The sequence below is a fragment of the Mycobacterium sp. 2YAF39 genome (assembly GCF_052114565.1).
Lineage (GTDB): Bacteria > Actinomycetota > Actinomycetes > Mycobacteriales > Mycobacteriaceae > Mycobacterium.
This window is the reverse complement of the sequence record NZ_JBFREZ010000001.1, coordinates 1-18,196: the sequence shown is the minus strand read 5'-3', so window position 1 is coordinate 18,196 and position 18,196 is coordinate 1. Positions and strand designations below refer to the sequence as shown.

The following is an 18,196-nucleotide window of genomic DNA, read 5'->3' as shown; positions in this document are numbered from 1 at the left end:
CGCGACACTTAGCAGCACACCAACGGTAGGTTACGAGTGAGCGCGGTGAATGTGACCTAACCCCCGCTACAGAAGATCAGGAAGCAGCCACCACCGCCACCGCCACCGCCACCGCCACCGCCACGGCCCGACGATCCCGATCCCCCTCCGGGGAATTGCGGACCGCGAGACGAGCCGGAGCCCCCGGATCCCGAGCCTCCACGTCCCGAGCCGCCGTCGTTGAATGACGGCGACTGCGGCACCTGCGGGATCTGCGGCTGTTGCGGGATCTGCGGCTGTTGCGGGATCTGTGGCTGTTGCGGGATCTGCGGCTGTTGCGGAACCTGCGGCGCTTCGGGTTCGTCCTCCCACGGCGGATTCCACTGCGGCGGAGTCCACGGGTTGTGCGGCACGTAGGACGGCCGCCACGGCGGATTCCACGGGCGGTAGATCGGCGGCGGGTTGTACACGGGCGGCGGTATGTAGACCGGGGCCGGGATGGGCGCCGGGGCCGCGGGGACCGGAGCGGGCGGCGGAGCCGCGGGAGGAGGCGGGGCCGCAGGTGGCGGCGCCTCGACGTAGACGGTCCGCGGCGGTGCCTGCGGAACCTGCTGGGCCACGGGCACCGGCGRCTTGATGGTCTGCGCGGCCGGCGGGGGCGGGGGCGCCTCGATCGGCTGCGCTTCGGGCGCAGGCGCAGGCGCCGGCGCCGCGGGCGCGACCGTGGTGGGAACGAGGGCGTTCTGGCCGGGGCTGGGCCGCTGGTCGGCCGTTGGGCGGATGCTCACCGCCAACGAAATGACCAGCGCCACAACGCCGACGATGAAGATCGACGTCAGCGCGCTGCCCACGAGCAGGAACGGCTTACGCTCCCCCGTGTCCAGCGCCAGCTCGGTCTGGGGGTCGTAGTCACCAAGGGACGCGCCGTCGGAGCCGACAGAAGCCAGCTGCGTCTCGGCGTTGGCAAGTCCGGCCAGCGCCGAGCCCGCGGTGGTTCCGTCGGGGTCCAGCGAATAGGCCAGTCCGACAGTCGACGACTCCAGGGCCGGGGCGTTGGCCGCCGCCAGGGCGGCACCGCGGGCGAGTGCGAGTTCGGGTTCGTCCGGCGCGCTGACCGGAAGGCTGACCAGACGCTGAAGGTGTTCCTTCACCGACGAGACGTTGACGCCCGACCCGACGACGAACATGCCCTGCGGCGGGGAGTCCTGCGCATCGACGGCGGCGGCCATCTCGGACAGCACGTCCATCGCGTCCGTGCTGTGCAGGCTGCGGCTGAGCACCTTGACGACCGACCCGTCGTCGGTCTGTACGACCGACAGCGTGGCGGTGTCGCGGTCGATGAACAATAACGCGGTGGTGCTGTACCCGACCGCACGACCGGCGGCCTGGGCAAGCTCGGCGGCGGCATGGCTGGCCGACACGAGCATCACGTCATCCAGGCCCTTTGCCGCAAGGGCGTCACGCAGTGCCGCACCTTGGGTGTGGTCGCTCCAGGTGACGCCGATCGCCTTGAGGTGATGCCCGCCGGTGGCGGCGCTCTCCTGGGTTCCCAGCACTGCCTCGACGACCTGATCCGCGGCCGCCGAGTTTGCCGAGCCTTCATTCACGGTGACGTCGAAAGTGTCGTGGTCGACGGTCAGCCCGTCGCCCTTCTCCCCTTCGACCAGCACCATGCGGACCGTCGTAGGTGTCGTCGACACACCCAGTACGATGTCCACTGAACCCTCCAATAAGTTTGCTACGCTATCTAATTCGCTGATGACTCCGCAAATCCGCATGAGTCGACTACTCGTACTTATCGACCTGCTCAGCTGGTGCGTTACATCCCAGAACGCATTTGCTGCGGGCGATCAAGTCGTGGCCGAACCTCTGGCAGCTCCGGCGCCCCGACGACGCCGGTACCCCGACCTTACTCGGGTCAACGGCCGAGCGCGCCCGGCCGTTCAAAAGACGATTTCAGTCCTTTTTGCCGTCGGGGGTCTCGGCGCGCGGTTGCAACGTAGCCGGGCCACCGAGTGGCGGTCGGCGTCCCGGTTGGTGACCGTGCACCCCCTCGGCATAGGCCGTCTCGGCGTGCTGGGTGAAGTCGACGCCGGTGGTCTCGTCCTCGGCGCTGAGGCGGAAGCCAAGCACCCGGTCGATGATCTTGCCCAGTGCGAAGGAGACGGTGAACGCATAGAGGCTGACCACGAGGGCCGCCAGCGCCTGTTTGCCCAGTTGGGCCAGTCCGCCGCCGTAGAACAGGCCCTCGGGGCCGGCTGTCATGACGGCGTTCGCGAGGAATCCGATGAGCAGCACACCGACGAGTCCGCCGACGTAGTGCACACCGACGACGTCCAGCGAATCGTCGTAGCCCCACCGGAACTTCAGGCCGACGGCGTACGAGCAGATGACGCCCGCGAGCAGACCGACGATCAACGCGCCGAGGGTGTTGACCGTGCCGCACGAGGGTGTGATCGCGACCAGGCCGGCGACCACACCGGACGCGGCGCCGAACGTCGTCGGCTTACCGTCGCGGAACCGCTCGACGACGATCCAGCCCAGCATGCCGAGGCAGCCGGCAACCAAGGTGTTGAGGAAGACTGCCGCCGCCGTGCCGTTGGCCGCCAGCGCCGAGCCGGCGTTGAACCCGAACCAGCCGAACCACAGCAGGCCCGCACCGAGCAGGACGAAAGGCAGGTTGTGCGGACGCATGGCGTCCTTCTTGAAACCGATGCGCGGGCCGAGCACCAGCGCGAGCGCCAATGCCGAAGCGCCCGAGACGATCTCGACCACCAGACCACCCGCGTAATCCAGCACTCCGAGGTTGAACAACCAGCCGCCGGGTCCCCACACCCAGTGCGCCACTACGGCGTAGACCGCGATGGTCCACAGCGGAACGAAGACCACCCACGCCGAGAACCTCGCGCGATCCGCGATGGCGCCACTGACAAGCGCGGCGGTGACGATCGCGAAGGTGAGTTGGAAGGTGGCGAACAGCAGTTCGGGCACCGTGCCGTGCACCGTCGTCGGATCGATGCCCAACATGCCGAAGTGTGAGAGGTTTCCGACCAGCCCGCCACCGGCGTCCTCGGAGAAGGCGATGGTGTAGCCCAGCAGCAGCCAGGCCACCGTGCACGCCGGGATGGAGATGAAACACATCATGATCATGTTGAGCACACCGGTGGTGCGCACCATGCCGCCGTAGAAGATGGCCAGGCCCGGGGTCATCAGCAGGACCATCGCGGTCGCGGCCAACAGCCATGCGGTGGCGGCAGGATCGATCTCGGGCACGTCAGCTCCTTCGGCGAAGTTCCGACGAGCATTTCGGCCCCAGGTTTCAGCCGCGCGGCAAAAATGTTTCCGGCATGTTTCGTGTTTCGGCCGGGTTACCGAAAGTTCACGTCAGCTGGACTTGATGAAGTTCTGATACGAGCGCGACGGGGTGGGTCCGCGCTGGCCCTGATACTTGGACCCGGCCTGCGAGCTGCCGTATGGGTGTTCGGCGGGGCTGGTCAGCCGCAGCAGGCACAGCTGACCGATCTTCATACCGGGCCACAGGGTGATCGGCAGGTTCGCGACGTTGGACAGTTCCAGCGTGATGTGGCCGCTGAACCCCGGGTCGATGAAGCCGGCGGTGGAGTGGGTCAGCAGGCCGAGGCGGCCGAGTGACGACTTACCTTCCAGGCGGCCCGCGAGGTCATTGGGCAGCGAGCATCGCTCCAGCGTTGAGCCGAGGACGAACTCACCAGGATGGAGCACAAACGGCTCGTTCTCCTTGGGCTCGACCAACGTAGTCAGTTCGTCCTGGCGTAGCGATGGGTCGATGTGGGTGTAGCGGGTGTTGTTGAACACCCGGAACAGGTTGTCCAGCCTGACGTCGACGCTCGACGGCTGGATGAGGCCCTCCTCGTACGGATCGATACCCAACCGCCCCGCGGCGATTTCAGACCTGATGTCGCGATCGGAGAGCAGCACGCGACGAGCGTAGCCGCTCGGGTGTTAGCCTTCGTGATCACTGGCTGGGCCAGCCAAGCCGATGTAGTTCAATGGCAGAACATCAGCTTCCCAAGCTGAATACGCGGGTTCGATTCCCGTCATCGGCTCCATCAAATACCGGGATCTACTCGGGATGAATGTGGTCCTCGATCAACGGATCTCCGGCGAGTCCTTCGACGCGGCCCTGAACTCCGCCCGGGCGCAGCAGGGCCGGGTCGTGGGCGGACGACCCTGGAGAGTGACAGCTATGTCGTGGAGGCGAGCGGATCTGATCCACCGCCGGCGACGACGATCCGACCGGGTTCGCCGACCGCTCTGCCGAAGAAGGTCGCGTAGAACGCCGTGCCGAACACGGCCAACGCCACGACGATGAGCGGGCCGAAAAACAACGGATGGTGCGCCATCGCCTCTGCCAGGTAGCGGCAGCACAGCAGAAGTACCACCAGGAACGCTGAGCCGAACGCAACCAGCGCCCGGGGCGACCGGATGCGCGCGGGCACCGGTTCGCGCAGCGCCGACTCCACGGTCAAGCACAGCACCGCGCCTGCCACCAGGTCGACGCCGTAGTGGTAGCCGAAGCCGAGCGTCGCCGCGATGGTGCCCACCAGCCAGAACGTGCCTGCCAACCGCAGCCAATACGGCCCACCGCGGGAGTGGATGAAAACAGCCAGCGCCCAAGCGGTGTGCATCGACGGCATGCAGTTGCGTGCCGTCAAGTCGTCGAAGGCGACGGCCACGGGCGTGAGGTCGACCGGCGGAAGCGCGTGCGGCCAGTAGTCGCCGACCGCGAAGCCGTTGCCCGCACTGCCGAAGGCGTAGTCCGGGCCGACGACCGGAAACAACACGTAGATGGCCGGCCCGATCAAGCCGAGTACCAGAAACGTTCGGATCAGGAAGTGACGCGGCCAGACGCCGGTGCGGACATTGCGCAGCTGATAGATCGCGATAACCATTGCCGCGACGGGCAACTCGATGTACACCCAGTGCAACAGGGCGCTGGGGACCGGGCCGCCTGCCTCCACGAGCCTGCCCATCAACCACGACACTTGTGCGAGTGCATGGTCGGCCAGGAGCGCGTACTCGTCCAGGACCGTCGGCCGCACGGCCGCGGTGATGCGCAGCCATGTGTCGCCCACTTTGGTCGCGATGATGAGCAGGAATCCGAACGCGATCCCGCGAAGGGCGGTGGTTCGTTCGGCCCCCGTCCAGCGCCGCCACGCCACCACGGCCAATCCCGTGAGCACGATCATCGGCCCGTTGCCGAGCGTCAGCACGCCACCACGTAGGACGCGCTCCGCGGCGAATCCGATATCGAGCGCGGCGGCCACCGACAGCGCCAGGATCCGGCATCGGTTGGTCAACCCGACGATGGCCACGCCGAGAGCCACCCAACTCACCGTTGCCGACTTCGGAGTGGCGACGTAGTCGCTTATCAGGCTGTGCAGCGGACCCTGGAAACCCGCGACGCTCGCGGTGACCTGTAATGCGACCAGCAACAGGACGACCGCGGCCGCGATCGTCACCCAGGTGCGTGTCGACCGAGCGCGCAACTGCACCCGTCGCACGTCGCCAATGAACACAAGCCGGATATTAGGTGACAGCAGGTGCCAGAAAAGTTAATCGCTGCAGTTTCGGTGGAGACCTTAGCCGGGTTGCACATTTGGGAATCTCTGTACCGCGTCGGCCTCATCGGCTTCGCGTTTGAGCCGCGCCTGTTCGCGTCGTGCTTGCATTGCCCACGTGCGCTCATGCTCGGCACTGCACCACAGCGCTGCCGAGTGACGGCAACCCCGTCGCAAGAGCGCCAATGCCAATAACCTATGACGCCAATCCAGGCAGTGTCCGCGACTGCGTTGCCCCAGGGGGCCACCGACACAACTCGACGTGTCTGTCTGGTCGCCGTACCGAAGTTGCACACGACCCGTGCAAACGCGGGTTGCAGGTAACCCACCGACCACGCGGCTATCGCTCACCCCGTTGGGCGTCAAAGTTCCCAAGCTGAATACGCGGGTTCGATTCCCGTCATCGGCTCCACCCCTACCTTGCGGGGCCGCAGTAGTCGTCAGACGACGCAGCCCTCGAGCGTGTCATCATCGGTGACACCGTACTGGGCGCACTCGATCGCCGACCCCACGTCGAGAACCGTCCAGCGGGAACCGTCCCGACGGAACAGGACTCCGGACGACTGCACCGTGCCTGCGGTCGATCCCAGTGCAAACGGCGCCGAGCACTGGATGCGCAGGAAGCCGGTGGGATACGCCACGCGACTGTAGAAGTCAGGACTGGATTTCAGCGCTTCCAGCAGCGCATCCGCTGTCGCCGCTGTGCAGATATCGACATTCTCGGGAGAGGCTGCAGGGGATGACGAGGCGGCGGTCGTCGGGTTGTCGCTGTCGGATCCGCACGCAACGGTCGTCACAGCGGCGGCAAAGGTCAGGGTCAGAATGGACAGTCGGCGCATCGACGATGTCCATTGGCGGGGTACCGATCGGTTCACACAAGACAGTCACCCTCCAGGCAACGACCACTGGGTACTGCCTGACGCGGCGGTCCCGCAACGGTCCCGAAGCCGCCTGGGGCCAGATCATCGACATCAATCTGCGCGCACACATCCGCGCGGCCAAAGCTGTTGTGCCGGAATGGCTCGAGCGTGCCAGCGGACATCTCGTCGCCGTCGCCTCGGCCGCTGACACGCGACGCCCCAGGATGAAGCGAAACCGATGGTGCCGCAGCACCTTTAGGCGAGACTACTTCTTCCGGCCGAGCAGTCCGAGCATCGAAACCCTTGCGTGCTCGGCGGCGCCCTCATCGCCGTAGAGTTGGCGGTTCGGAGAAACTCTGGCGGCCAACGCCTCGAGATCGAAGGCTAACTGTTCGACGTCGGTGTTCGCGGGTAAGTCTCCTGCTGCGACTGCCGCCTCTGCGTCGGCGACCAGCTGCGTGTGCCACCGGCGCATGTGTGCCGCCAGCGCGTCGTGTACGGGACCGGGACGGCTGTCGAATTCGAATGAGGCCGCGGCGATAAAACAGCCCCCCGGAAAGGCCGGACGACCGGCGTATTCCATCCAGCTTGCGCAAATCGCAAGAAGGCGGCGTATCCCGGCTGTCTCATGCTCCGCCGGCTGCCATACCTCCCTGCGGAACACCTCCGCCGCGAAATCGAGAGTGGCCAACTGAAGTTCGAGCTTGTTACCGAAGTGGCCGATCACTCCGGCTTTGCTCATGTTGAGCGCGGTCGCGAGCCTTCCGACCGTGATGCCCTCGAGGCCCTCGACGGACGCCATGTCAGCCGCGCAGTTGAGGATGCTCTGCCGAGTGTTGCCCGCCTCGAGCACGGAACGGCGGCCAGCCATATCGGAATAATAGCGTACGTTCGTTCGCTATCTCTGTGAACAGCCCTGAGTCGAAAGGAAAGTCCATGACCGTCGTCTTTCTCCACGGAGTACCGAACACCGCTACGGTGTGGGACGCGGTGCGCTCACTCTTGTCCGGTCGCGACTCCATCGCCTTGCAATTGCCGGGCTTTGGCGGCGATGCGCCCGCCGGCTTCAGCGGTACCCGGTACGCCTACCGCGACTGGGTGATCAATGAATTGGAAGCCATGAATGGGCCGGTCGACATCGTTGGACATGACCAGGGCTCGGTCATCGGCCAGGGCGTCATCCTGGCTCGGCCCGATCTGATCAACTCCTGGGTGCTCGGCGGGGGTGTCTGTGCGGACGACTTCCTCTGGCATAGGCAGGCCCGGATCTGGCAGAACGCAGGGTTGGGCGAGCGATGGCGCGATCACTTTCTCAGTCTTGACGTGAACACCCGCGCCAGCATGTTGGTGGCCGCTGGTCTACCCGAGATCGATGCCGCCGGAGTCGCGGCCGGAATGGACCGCCGAATGTTCGATCACATACTGCCGCTATACCGCTCCGAGACCTACCTCGAGGACTGGGCCTTCGATCCGGCCGCCACCTACCCACGGGGGCTCGTGCTGTGGGGCCGCGACGACCCGTACCAGGCAGCAGAGTTCGGGCGTGTCGCGGCGGCGGCTTCGGGCGCGCGCTTCCGCGAACTCGAAGGCGGGCACTGGTGGCAAGTCGAGCGGCCAGACGAGGTAGCAGCCGAACTGGCCGCCCACTGGTCTCACATCGACTCGGTCGTCGCCTGACTCGGCGGACGGTCATTGGGCCTCTGACGGCAGTTCCCCCATTTGACCTGTTCACACCTGCATGATGTGGTCATGGCCGATGAAGTGTCGTCGCTCGCTGATGAGAAGTTCGTGTCGCTGACGACGTGGAAGAAGAGCGGCGAGAAGGTGGCAAGCGCGATGTGGTTGGCGCGCGACGGCGACGCCCTGGTGATGTGGACGCCCTCCGACAGCTGGAAGGTCAAGCGCATCCGTCGCGACAGCCGCGTCGAACTGACGCCGTGCGGACGGACCGGAAAGGTGAACGAGGCCGCCACTACAACCCACGGCACGGCGATCGTCGACACCGATCCGGCGGAGACGGCCCGCGTCAAGCAGCTCATCAAATCCAAGTACGGCTTCGAATTCCACGTGATCACGTTCCTCGAAAAGGTCGTCGCTCGCGGCAGCAAGGACCGAGTCGTGGTTCGGGTCACGGTGTAGGCCGTCCCGTCATCGCTCCACGAAAGTCCACCCCGTAAAGCCGTTCCGTTATTTGACCTGTTCACACCGCGTACGGTCAGCCCTACCCAAAATGAGGAGACCGATGCCAACCAGGAACCGAAGTCGTGCGGCCTTTTGGATCGCCGTCGGCACGGTCAGCGCGCTCACGCTCGCGGGATGCGGCTCCGCCTCAGCCCAACCGGCCGACCCAAGCGGAGCCTCGCTGCGCATCGTGCTGGGTTCGCAACCACAGGCGTCGCAGATCCCGCTGGTCTACGGCGTCAGCCGCAACGGCGGTGACTTCGGGCTGGCAATCAGCGTCGAGCAGAACGTCACGAAATTCGATTCTCACACCAATGCGGTACAGACCTTGCTCGACGGCAACGCCCAGATCATGGCGACGTCGTTCTCCGCGATCTTGGATGCACGTGAGCAGGGCCAGGATGTCAAGATGTTCTGCCCATACGTCAGCATGGACGACTTCGTCCTGGCTGGCGCCAATGGTGTGAACAACGCCGGTCAGCTGTTCGATCCGTCGACCCGGGTGGGCATCGACAGCCCGGGTGGCGCGGGAGCCATCGTCCTCAACGCGCTGTTGAGCGGCATCGGCGAGCCCCGCGACGTCGACGAAATTCCGAATCAGCAGATCATCGAAAGCTCAAGCGCCCGAACGGAAGCGTGGGGCGCCGGGCAGCTGGATGCAACGGTGATTCACGACACGCAGTACGACGGTGCCGAAGCAACGGTTGATCGACCGGTGCTGATCGCCACCCTCTACGAGAATGCCCCCGGATTCATCAAGGTGGCTCAGGCCGCCCGAGCGGACTGGCTCGTTCAGAACCGCGAACTCGCCGCCAGATACTGCGCCACCACGCTGCGCGCGATGAGGGCACTGAAAAGCAACTTCGCCGTATTCCAAGCCGCGGTCGACGAATACGTCGAACCAACCCCCTCCGAACAATCACTCAGAGAGCTGTTCGACCTGATCCAGAAGTATCCGTTCTGGACGGACGACGGCGGGCTGTCCGACGACAGCGTGAAGTTCATGATCGACATCGCGAGGGAGTCGGGCGTCCTCACCCAACCGATGAATCCTGCCGACATCGTCGACCGTGAGACATTGAGTAGGGCCGTCGAACTCGCAAACATGCCGACGGGATGAAAGCATCGCCCGGACACGGGTAGACCGCGGCTTCTGGACTGGTTGGGAGAACATCGATGACGAAACTCGACAACGCGGAAGCAACCACTCCGTCCATTCGCGAGCTCAGCGTTCGGGGCGTGGTGCTCGGCGGCGTCATCACTCTCATCTTCACTGCGGCCAACGTCTACCTTGGGCTCAAGGTCGGCCTGACGTTCGCCACCGCGATCCCTGCAGCGGTGATCTCGATGGCGATCTTGCGTTACTTCCGCGGGCACACGATCCTCGAGAACAACATCGTGCAGACCATCGCGTCCGCCGCAGGCACCCTGGCCGCCATCATCTTCGTCCTCCCTGGACTGATCATGATCGGCTGGTGGACCGGCTTTCCATACTGGATCACGGTGGCCGTGTGCATCGTGGGCGGCATCCTCGGCGTGATGTACTCGGTGCCCCTGCGCCGAGCACTCGTCACCGGTTCGGACCTCCCCTATCCGGAAGGGGTCGCAGCCGCCGAGGTGCTCCAAGTGGGCGAGGCCGCCGTGGACGGCGGGGAGGGCAACAGGCGAAGCCTGCGCGGGATCGTCGTGGGTTCGGTGGCGGCAGCAGGGTTTTCACTGTTGGCCGCGACGAAGGTGATCCTCAGCGACATATCCGTCTACTTCCGTATTGGTGCCGGCGGTTCGACGATCGGCGCAAGCCTTTCCCTGGCACTGATCGGCGTCGGTCACCTCGTGGGTGTCACCGTCGGCTTCGCCATGATCGTCGGCTTGGTGATCTCCTATTTCGTGCTGTTGCCGACGTTGACGTGGGGCGACATCACCGGTGGCGACGCACTGAAGGAGGTCGTGTCGAGCACCTTCTCGAGCGACGTGCGGTTCGTCGGCGCGGGCGCCATCGCCATCGCGGCCGTCTGGACGCTCGTCAAGATCCTCGGCCCGATCGTGCGGGGAATCCGTGCGGCCGCCGCCTCGACGCGTGCCCGCCGAGAAGGAAATCAGGTCGAGCTGACGGAACGGGATCTCCCCATCTGGATTGTGGGCGGCACGATCGCGGTGTCGCTGATTCCCATCGGGCTGATGCTCTGGTGGTTCCTCGAGAGCACGCAGATCGGTGGCAACACCCCACTCATCATTGCGGTGACGCTGGCGTTCGTCGTCGTGATCGGTGCCGTACTCGCCTCGGTCGCCGGCTACATGGCAGGGCTCATCGGTTCGTCCAACAGCCCGATATCAGGGCTCGGAATTCTGGTCGTCGTCATCGCGTCGCTGGTGTTGGTGCTGGTACACGGGCGCAGCGATGACCCCGGACAGACGCTGGGGTTGGTGGCCTACGCGCTGTTCGCCACGGCAATCGTGTTCGGCATCGCAACCATTTCCAACGACAACCTTCAGGACCTCAAGACCGGCCAGCTCGTCGGCGCCACACCGTGGCGGCAGCAGGTCGCACTGGTGATCGGCGTCATCTTCGGCGGCCTGGTGATCCCCCCGGTCCTCACCCTGCTCAACACTGCGTTTGGTTTCGCTGGCGCACCGGGCGCCGGGGAGAACGCGCTCGCCGCGCCGCAGGCGGCGTTGATCTCCTCGCTCGCCAAGGGCGTCTTCGGTGGCGATCTGAACTGGAAGCTACTTGGTCTCGGCGTCGCGATCGGTGCGGTGGTGATCTTGATCGACGAGGTACTGAAGCGAACGACGAAGTTCGCCCTGCCGCCGCTGGCGGTCGGGATGGGGATGTATCTGCCGATGTCCCTGACCCTCATCATCCCGATCGGCGCGCTCTTGGGCCGGTACTACGACAAGTGGGCGGACCGCACCGGCGGTGATGTCGAGCAGAAGAAGCGCCTCGGCGTTCTCGTGGCAACGGGCCTCATCGTCGGCGAGAGCTTGTTCGGTGTGGTGTTCGCGGGCATCGTCGCCGGCTCTGGCACCGACACACCGCTCGCGATCGTGGGTGAAGGATTCGAAAACTGGGCCGAAATCCTGGGCGTGGTGGCGTTCGTCGCGCTGGTGGCCGGTCTTTACCGGTGGACCAGGCGGTTGGCCGGCGCTGACCGCTAGCGGCGCTCAGCCCCGAATAGCGGTGCGGAATCTGTCCCGGTACGCCTTTGGTGAGACGCCCAGGTGTTCGACGAACGCGCGCCGCAGGGTCTCGGTGCTGCCGAATCCCGCAAGGTGCGCGGTTTCCGTCACGCTGCGGCCGGCGTCCAACGCAGCGCGGGCCGCGTCGATTCGGACCATCTCGACGTAACCGGCGGGAGTCGTCCCGAGTTCGGATCGGAACAACCGTGTCAGCTGACGCGTACTCAGAGACGCCCGCACGGCAAGGGTTCTCACGCTGTGGTCCGCCCCGGGGTCGGCCGCAATCGCATCGGTCACCACTCGAAGGGCGGACTGCGGCGGAGGGTTGGCCTCGATCAGCGAAGAGAATTGCGACTGGCCGCCGGCACGCTTGAGATAAACGACCAACCAGCGAGCCACATCGCGAACGAGTTCGGCGCCGTAATCCTGCTCGACCAGAGCGAGCGCCAGGTCGATGCCCGACGACACCCCGGCCGACGTGAAGACGTCTCCGTCACGTACGAAAATCGCGTCGGGTTCGACGGTGATGTCGGGAAAGGCCCGGGCGAACGACCGAATGTTCCGCCAGTGCGTGGTCGCGCGCCGACCACTGAGCAGCCCAGCCTCCGCGAGGATGAATGACCCTGTGCAGATGGACCCCAGCCGCCGGGTGCGAACGGCCACCGCCTGGACCGCCTGGACGAGCGCTGGGTCGACAGGGCGCGCCGGCAGGTGGTCACTTCCGGCGACGAGGACGGTGTCGGCGGATTCGACAGCCGCAATGCTGTCGGTGACACCCAGCCGGATGCCGATCGAGGTCATCACGTCACACCCGTCGACCGACGCGATCTTGATCTGGTAATCGCCGCCGAATCGGTTGGCCTCCGCGAAGACCTCGGCCGCTCCTGCCACATCCAGCATGGTCACGTCGTCGAAGACGATGATCACGACCACCCGCGGGCGGATACCGGCCGCTGCCATCACGTCATTGTGTCGCATTCTGTGGGCCGAACGGCGCAATAGCTGTATGTGCATGACCCTCCACTTGCGTTGACTCGATATGTAGGAGTCCAACTGAGGAGGTTGATCATGGAAACCCGGTCGCTTCAATCGATCGCCGGCATAACAATTCCCGACAGCGCACTGGTGCGCGAGGCCACCGACTTCATCCGCGAGGCCGAAGACGATCTGCTCTTCGACCATTCACGCAGGGTGTTTCTTTTCGGTGCACTGCAAGGTCGCCGCCTGGGCCTGCAGCCCGATCTCGAGTTGCTCTACGTCGGGGCGATGTTCCACGACCTGGGTCTCACCGAGGCCTACCGCACGTCCACCCTTCGCTTCGAAGTCGACGGCGCCAACGCAGCCCGTGATTTCCTCCTGCAGCACGGCGTCGATGCCGCCGACGCCCGCAAGGTGTGGCTGGGCATCGCTTTGCACACGACCCCGGGCGTACCGCAGTTCCTCGAGCCCGAGACCGCCTTGGTCACTGCGGGTGTAGAGACCGACGTCATCGGCATCGACCGCGAGGAGCTCTCGGCGGAAGCCATCGCCGCGGTGACCGCCGCGCACCCGCGTCCCGACTTCAAGAACCGCATTCTGGCCGCCTTCAACAACGGCATGAAACACCGGCCGGACAGCACTTTCGGGACCATGAACGACGACGTGCTCGCGCATTTCGACCCGACGTTCAAGCGACAGGACTTCGTCGAACTCATCTTGACCAACAGCTGGCCCGAATAGCGAAGGACGCAGACCAATGGATATTCACGAAGCGCTGTACACCACCAGGATGATGCGGCGGTTGCGGCCGGATCCGATTCCGCTGGCGACGCAGGCCCGCATTCTCGACGCGGCCGTTCGGGCCCCCAACGGGGGCAACACCCAACGCTGGCACTTTGTGGCCGTGGACGATCCGGAGCTCATCCGCGAGTTCGCCCAGCTGTTCCGGCAGGCCCGCGGCATCGAATACGACAAGTTCCAGACGGGGACGGGACCGATGGTCGCGCCGGCGCCGGGATCGGACCCAGCCGCACACGCCGAGACGATGCGTCGAATGCAGGGATCGGGAAACTACCTGGCTGATCATTTCGAAGAAATTCCCCTACTGCTTTTCGTCTTCGCCATCGACGACCTCGGCGGCGCCAACATCTATCCGGCGATCTGGAGTGCGCTGCTCGCCGCCCGCGCGGAGGGAGTCGGCGGCGTCATGACAATGGTGCTCCGCAACTTCTCCGACCGGGTCAACGAGTTACTGGGTGTTCCCGTCGGGGAGGGCTGGAAGATGTCGGCCATGCTCACCCTCGGCTACCCGCGGGGAAGATGGGGTGTTGCGGCCAATCGGCATCCCGTGCATGAGGTTTCGTCGCGCAACCGCTGGGATGCACCCTTCGGTGTCGAGGTGCCCCAGCCACTGTGGCCGCCACTGGGCGATACGACGACCGACCTCGCTGTGGCGGGATGAGTTCAACATGTCCACAACAAACGGTGCAGAGTTGACGGTGGTGCAGCCCGGCGACGGCGATCTGGTCCCCATTCCGGGCTTCGGGGCCGTCTTCAAGCTCACCAGCCGGACCACTGGCGGACTGGTATCGATCGTCGAGCATCCGTTCCCCGTCGGCATCATCACCGCAGCGCATCGCCATACGAATGAAGACGAGCACTCCTACGTGCTCGCAGGCGAGATCGGCTTCCGGTCCGACGACAACGAGGTGGTGCTGGCACCGGGCGGATACATCACCAAACCCCGGGGCCAGATGCACGCCATGTGGAATGCGGGAACCGAGCCCGGTCGGATCATCGAAGTCATCACTCCCGGTGACGGTTTCGAGAACTACTTTCGTGAGCTGGGTGAGCTGCTGATGTCTGAGCCGGCAGCGGACGAATCCAGCGCACCCCTTCATGCGTCAGCCGAATTCACCGAGCTGGCGGAAAAATACGGCCTGACATACGGCACACCCGACTGGCTCGACGACGTGGTGCGCCGATACGGGTTGTCACCCGCGACTCACTGACCTTCTCTTGCGGCTGCCGACCCACCTGGAGTGCCGAAGCCCGCGTGCACGATCGAGCCAGAGCTGTCTACACCGTTTGCATCATGTGCGCTCATCAGGATGCATCTTTCGCACGATGCCCTGGCCTGCCCGCAGCCGTACGTTTTATCCATCTAGCGACGTCGGCGCAACCGCCGACAGACTGACGTTTCGCCTGGTTGAATGAGTGCTTAGGCGTTAGTAATAAGAGACGGGCTTACCAGCATTAATGGATGACACGGTCATAGAGGGCGGCGACGCCACTGGAGGCGAGGACTCCGCCGACGGCGGGGAAGCCACCTCCGGCGAAGCACCCGTCGGGAGCTTCGGACGCTACGGACTGCTGTCAATGCTGGGCGCGGGTGGCATGGGTCAGGTGTGGCGGGCACGCGACTCGCAGACCAATCGGGTGGTCGCGCTGAAGGTGTTGCCCGAACACTCCGCCGACGACGACGAGTCGCGCGAACGGTTCCGGCGGGAGTGCGAAGCAGTGGCGCAGTTGACCGAGCCGCACATCATCCCGATCCACGACTTCGGCGATGTGGACGGTCGGCTCTTTCTGAACATGCGACTGGTCGACGGTACGGACCTGCGCGCGCTGATCAAACGAGAAGGTGCCCTGCCGCCGGGGCGTGCGGTGGCGATCATCACCCAGATAGCCGGCGCATTGCAGGCGGCCCACGACGTCGGCCTGGTGCATCGCGATGTGAAACCCTCCAACATCCTGGTCTCCGCCAACGACTTCGCGTATCTGATCGACTTCGGGATCGCTCACGCTTCCGGAGACGCCACGCTGACCAAGGCGGGCGAAACCATCGGCACCGCGGTCTATATGGCCCCGGAGGCCATCGGCGCCGCGGTGAAAACCCACTCCCGCGTGGACGTCTACGCACTGACTTGCGTGCTGTACGAATGCCTCACGGGCGCGCCCCCGTTCACCAGTGACATCGGTGTGCAGGGTTTGATCGCACATCACCTGCACACCCCACCGCCGCAACCCAGCTCCGGCGAGACCAATGTTCCGGTGGCTTTCGATGCGGTCATCGCGAAGGGAATGGCGAAGAATCCCGACGATCGCTACTCGACCGTTCAGGAGCTGGCCGTCGCGGCCCGCGCTGCGATAGGGAATCCTACGGACCCCACCGCCGAGATACAGATCGCCCGTCCTGCACGACGAACCCGCCTGCCACGCAAGGCTATCGGGGTAATCGTCGCGGCGGTCGTGGCCGTTGCGGTCGTCGTGGTGGCGGGAGTCGTCATCGTCGGGCGGCAGTCGTCGGACAGCAGCTCTACAACAGCCTTGCCGGCGGGCGAAGGTTATTCGGCACAGGTCACACTGCCGTTCACGGACATTCGCGTCGCCGGCGGGGTCGCGGTCGACACTGCCGGGACCGCGTACGTCACCGCGATCGGCAGGGATCGGGTGCTGCGACTGGAGGCCGGCGGCCCCGCGGCGACCCAGCTGCCGATCAGCGGGCTCAGGAACCCGCGAGATGTGGCGGTCGACGCGAAGGGCGGTGTTTATGTCGCAGACTCGAGCAACGACCGGGTGGTGTGGCTGCCTGCGGGTGCGTCTGCGGCGGCCACGCTGCCGTTCACCGGCCTCAACGATCCCCGCGGCATCATCGTCAGTCCGGCGGGCGACGTCTATCTCGTCGATAGTGGAAACGATCGGGTGCTGTTTCTGGCGGCAGGTGCGACGACGGCGAGCACGTTGCCCTTCACCGGCCTCAACGATCCCCGCGGCGTTGCTGTCGATCCGGCAGGCGGTGTCGTCGTCACCGACACGGGTAACAACCGGGTGATGCAGCTGGCGGCGGGCTCGACGGTGGCCCAGGCGCTGCCGTTCACCGGCGTCAACGACCCCCACGGCGTGGCTGTGGACTCGAAAGGCAATGTCTACGTCACCGACCGCGGTAACGCTGAAATCGTAGAGCTCCGGCCGGGCACGACGGCGGCTTTCCCGCTGCCCTTCACCGGCCTGAACGACCCCCAGGGGGTGGCGGTCGACGGGACGGGCAACGTCTATGTCAGCGATGTGGGGCCCATCCCTGTGGTGAAACTCGTAATCGACTGATGACGTCGGGTCTGGATTTCGGCGTGCTGGGTCCGCTGCAGGTGCGCGTGAACCGCGAGCCGGTGCCGCTGGGGACACCCAAGCAGAGCGCGGTATTGGCGCTACTCCTGATCAACCGCAACCGTCCCGTTCCGAGGGACTCGATAATCGCCGCGATATGGGACGAGGATTCGCCAGAAGCGGACGCGATCCACAACCTGCACGTCTACATCGCGAACCTGCGCAAGATCCTCGGCTCGGGCGGCGTCGACGCGAAGACCGTTTTGGCCAGTGCCCGTCCGGGCTATCAACTCAATGTTCCCGACGCCTCCTGTGACCTGGGACGGTTCGCCACGGAGAAGGCGGCCGGAGTGCAAGCGGCCGCCGCTGGTCGGTTCAAGCAGGCCAGCGACCGACTCGCGGCCGCCCTGGCGCAATGGCGCGCCCCCGTCCTCGAGGACCTGCGCGAATTCCGCTTCGTGGAATCGTTCGCCACCGCACTGATCGAGGACAAGGTGGTGGCCCACGCGGTGCGTGCGGAATCCGAAATCGCCTGTGGACGTGGCGATTCAGTGATCGGCGAGCTCGAAGAACTTGTCGCCGAGCACCCCTACCGGGAGCCCCTGTGGGCCCAGTTGATCACGGCTTACTACGTGGCAGAGCGCCAGACCGACGCCCTCGACGCATACCGCCGGCTGAAATCCGTGTTGTCAGACGAGCTGGGCATCGATCCCGGGCCGACGTTACGCGAGCTGGAACAGCGGATCCTGCGCCAAGAGCCGTTGGACGTCCAGCAGATGGCGCAGAACGACGCTTCCGAAATCCTGACGATGCTCACGCAGCACACGTCGACCTTCAACGCGGCTGGCTCGAGCCGCGCGCAGCTCCGCGACGCCGCAGGCCGCTGCTACCCGCTGGAGACAGTGACCACCGGCATTGGTCGCCGGGACGACAACGGCGTCGTGCTCGATGACCCCAAAGTGAGCCGATACCACGCCACGATCATCGATACCGGTGCCAACTTCGTGATCAACGACCTGCGCTCGGCCAACGGAGTACAGGTCGCGGGCCAGCGCATTCGCGGCAGCGCCACGCTCAGCGACGGTGACGTCATCAATATTGCGGGCTACCAATTCACGTTCGAGGTCGCCCCTGCGCCACGTTGAGGTTTCATTGAGGGCCTGGCCCGATCCTTTATCTCAAGCAGCCACACCAGATGGCCACGAGAAAAGGAACTCCGATGATCAAGACCCGCCTCGCCACCACCGCAGCCCTGGTCACCTTCGGACTGGCCTCCCTCGGCGGCATCGTCGTCGCCATCGCCGCACCGGCCCA

At 65.3% G+C, this 18,196-nt stretch carries 16 protein-coding genes, 1 tRNA gene and 1 pseudogene; 11 read left to right on the top strand and 7 right to left on the bottom strand.

Going from position 1 to position 18,196, the window contains the following annotated elements:
• Positions 1 to 56: 56 nt before the first annotated feature.
• The 3 genes from AB4Z42_RS00090 to dcd all read right to left on the bottom strand — a co-directional run bounded on the left by AB4Z42_RS00090 (position 57) and on the right by dcd (position 3,936).
• Positions 57 to 1,697: a DUF7159 family protein gene (locus tag AB4Z42_RS00090; protein WP_442007095.1), complete on the bottom strand. Its 1,641-nt coding sequence runs from the start codon at positions 1,695 to 1,697 to the stop codon at positions 57 to 59.
• A gap of 238 nt (positions 1,698 to 1,935) precedes the next feature.
• Positions 1,936 to 3,252, bottom strand: coding sequence for an ammonium transporter (locus AB4Z42_RS00085; protein WP_442007094.1), 1,317 nt, complete (start codon positions 3,250 to 3,252; stop codon positions 1,936 to 1,938).
• A gap of 111 nt (positions 3,253 to 3,363) precedes the next feature.
• Positions 3,364 to 3,936: a dCTP deaminase gene (gene dcd / locus AB4Z42_RS00080; RefSeq protein ID WP_442007093.1), complete on the bottom strand. Its 573-nt coding sequence runs from the start codon at positions 3,934 to 3,936 to the stop codon at positions 3,364 to 3,366.
• 57 nt (positions 3,937 to 3,993) lie between these two features.
• Here dcd and AB4Z42_RS00075 point away from each other — a divergent pair.
• Positions 3,994 to 4,067 (top strand) — tRNA-Gly (locus tag AB4Z42_RS00075).
• Between the two features lie 135 nt (positions 4,068 to 4,202).
• Here the strand turns inward: AB4Z42_RS00075 and AB4Z42_RS00070 are convergent.
• On the bottom strand, positions 4,203 to 5,531 hold the full coding sequence (locus AB4Z42_RS00070; RefSeq protein ID WP_442008056.1) for a DUF5933 domain-containing protein: 1,329 nt from the start codon (positions 5,529 to 5,531) through the stop codon (positions 4,203 to 4,205).
• 488 nt (positions 5,532 to 6,019) lie between these two features.
• The gene (locus tag AB4Z42_RS00065) at positions 6,020 to 6,454 is read right to left on the bottom strand and encodes a hypothetical protein (RefSeq protein ID WP_442008133.1); all 435 of its coding nucleotides are present in this window, start codon (positions 6,452 to 6,454) and stop codon (positions 6,020 to 6,022) included.
• A gap of 68 nt (positions 6,455 to 6,522) precedes the next feature.
• Between AB4Z42_RS00065 and AB4Z42_RS00060 the strand changes: the two are divergent.
• A pseudogene (locus tag AB4Z42_RS00060) lies at positions 6,523 to 6,645 on the top strand (SDR family NAD(P)-dependent oxidoreductase); the annotation flags it as partial.
• A gap of 59 nt (positions 6,646 to 6,704) precedes the next feature.
• On the opposite strand, the gene AB4Z42_RS00055 reads toward AB4Z42_RS00060, so the two are convergent.
• On the bottom strand, positions 6,705 to 7,310 hold the full coding sequence (locus AB4Z42_RS00055; RefSeq protein ID WP_442007092.1) for a TetR/AcrR family transcriptional regulator: 606 nt from the start codon (positions 7,308 to 7,310) through the stop codon (positions 6,705 to 6,707).
• Positions 7,311 to 7,375: 65 nt separating this feature from the next.
• Here AB4Z42_RS00055 and AB4Z42_RS00050 point away from each other — a divergent pair, with 65 nt between their 5' ends.
• The 4 genes from AB4Z42_RS00050 to AB4Z42_RS00035 all read left to right on the top strand — a co-directional run bounded on the left by AB4Z42_RS00050 (position 7,376) and on the right by AB4Z42_RS00035 (position 11,776).
• On the top strand, positions 7,376 to 8,116 hold the full coding sequence (locus AB4Z42_RS00050) for an alpha/beta fold hydrolase (protein ID WP_442007091.1): 741 nt from the start codon (positions 7,376 to 7,378) through the stop codon (positions 8,114 to 8,116).
• Between the two features lie 72 nt (positions 8,117 to 8,188).
• Positions 8,189 to 8,578, top strand: a complete 390-nt coding sequence (locus AB4Z42_RS00045; RefSeq protein ID WP_442007090.1) for a PPOX class F420-dependent oxidoreductase — start codon at positions 8,189 to 8,191, stop codon at positions 8,576 to 8,578.
• Between the two features lie 103 nt (positions 8,579 to 8,681).
• Positions 8,682 to 9,740 carry an ABC transporter substrate-binding protein gene (locus AB4Z42_RS00040; RefSeq protein WP_442007089.1) on the top strand — a complete coding sequence of 353 codons (1,059 nt, stop codon included), beginning with the start codon at positions 8,682 to 8,684 and terminating at the stop codon, positions 9,738 to 9,740.
• Between the two features lie 56 nt (positions 9,741 to 9,796).
• Positions 9,797 to 11,776 carry an OPT family oligopeptide transporter gene (locus tag AB4Z42_RS00035; protein WP_442007088.1) on the top strand — a complete coding sequence of 660 codons (1,980 nt, stop codon included), beginning with the start codon at positions 9,797 to 9,799 and terminating at the stop codon, positions 11,774 to 11,776.
• A gap of 6 nt (positions 11,777 to 11,782) precedes the next feature.
• On the opposite strand, the gene AB4Z42_RS00030 is transcribed toward AB4Z42_RS00035, so the two are convergent.
• Positions 11,783 to 12,757: a GlxA family transcriptional regulator gene (locus AB4Z42_RS00030; RefSeq protein ID WP_442007087.1), complete on the bottom strand. Its 975-nt coding sequence runs from the start codon at positions 12,755 to 12,757 to the stop codon at positions 11,783 to 11,785.
• Between the two features lie 108 nt (positions 12,758 to 12,865).
• Between AB4Z42_RS00030 and AB4Z42_RS00025 the strand changes: the two genes are divergently transcribed.
• From AB4Z42_RS00025 to AB4Z42_RS00005, 5 genes are all read left to right on the top strand, one after another.
• The gene (locus tag AB4Z42_RS00025; protein WP_442007086.1) at positions 12,866 to 13,516 is read left to right on the top strand and encodes an HD domain-containing protein; all 651 of its coding nucleotides are present in this window, start codon (positions 12,866 to 12,868) and stop codon (positions 13,514 to 13,516) included.
• A 16-nt stretch (positions 13,517 to 13,532) separates the two neighbouring features.
• Positions 13,533 to 14,237 carry a nitroreductase family protein gene (locus AB4Z42_RS00020; protein ID WP_442007085.1) on the top strand — a complete coding sequence of 235 codons (705 nt, stop codon included), beginning with the start codon at positions 13,533 to 13,535 and terminating at the stop codon, positions 14,235 to 14,237.
• Positions 14,238 to 14,244: 7 nt separating this feature from the next.
• Positions 14,245 to 14,787 carry a cupin domain-containing protein gene (locus tag AB4Z42_RS00015; protein ID WP_442007084.1) on the top strand — a complete coding sequence of 181 codons (543 nt, stop codon included), beginning with the start codon at positions 14,245 to 14,247 and terminating at the stop codon, positions 14,785 to 14,787.
• 247 nt (positions 14,788 to 15,034) lie between these two features.
• Positions 15,035 to 16,882 carry a serine/threonine-protein kinase PknD gene (locus AB4Z42_RS00010; protein WP_442007083.1) on the top strand — a complete coding sequence of 616 codons (1,848 nt, stop codon included), beginning with the start codon at positions 15,035 to 15,037 and terminating at the stop codon, positions 16,880 to 16,882.
• Positions 16,882 to 18,027, top strand: a complete 1,146-nt coding sequence (locus AB4Z42_RS00005; RefSeq protein WP_442007082.1) for a BTAD domain-containing putative transcriptional regulator — start codon at positions 16,882 to 16,884, stop codon at positions 18,025 to 18,027. The genes AB4Z42_RS00010 and AB4Z42_RS00005 overlap by 1 nt, the downstream gene beginning before the upstream one ends.
• Positions 18,028 to 18,196: the final 169 nt, after the last annotated feature.

Bases quoted from the DNA above. Each gene is read 5' to 3' on its own strand.
- AB4Z42_RS00040 (WP_442007089.1), top strand. From the start codon at position 8,682: ATGCCAACCAGGAACCGAAGTCGTGCGGCCTTTTGGATCGCCGTCGGC.
- AB4Z42_RS00045 (WP_442007090.1), top strand. From the start codon at position 8,189: ATGGCCGATGAAGTGTCGTCGCTCGCTGATGAGAAGTTCGTGTCGCTG.
- AB4Z42_RS00030 (WP_442007087.1), bottom strand. From the start codon at position 12,757: ATGGCAGCGGCCGGTATCCGCCCGCGGGTGGTCGTGATCATCGTCTTC.
- AB4Z42_RS00010 (WP_442007083.1), top strand. From the start codon at position 15,035: ATGGATGACACGGTCATAGAGGGCGGCGACGCCACTGGAGGCGAGGAC.
- AB4Z42_RS00055 (WP_442007092.1), bottom strand. From the start codon at position 7,310: ATGGCTGGCCGCCGTTCCGTGCTCGAGGCGGGCAACACTCGGCAGAGC.
- AB4Z42_RS00050 (WP_442007091.1), top strand. From the start codon at position 7,376: ATGACCGTCGTCTTTCTCCACGGAGTACCGAACACCGCTACGGTGTGG.
- AB4Z42_RS00020 (WP_442007085.1), top strand. From the start codon at position 13,533: ATGGATATTCACGAAGCGCTGTACACCACCAGGATGATGCGGCGGTTG.
- AB4Z42_RS00005 (WP_442007082.1), top strand. From the start codon at position 16,882: ATGACGTCGGGTCTGGATTTCGGCGTGCTGGGTCCGCTGCAGGTGCGC.
- AB4Z42_RS00025 (WP_442007086.1), top strand. From the start codon at position 12,866: ATGGAAACCCGGTCGCTTCAATCGATCGCCGGCATAACAATTCCCGAC.
- AB4Z42_RS00015 (WP_442007084.1), top strand. From the start codon at position 14,245: ATGTCCACAACAAACGGTGCAGAGTTGACGGTGGTGCAGCCCGGCGAC.
- AB4Z42_RS00035 (WP_442007088.1), top strand. From the start codon at position 9,797: ATGACGAAACTCGACAACGCGGAAGCAACCACTCCGTCCATTCGCGAG.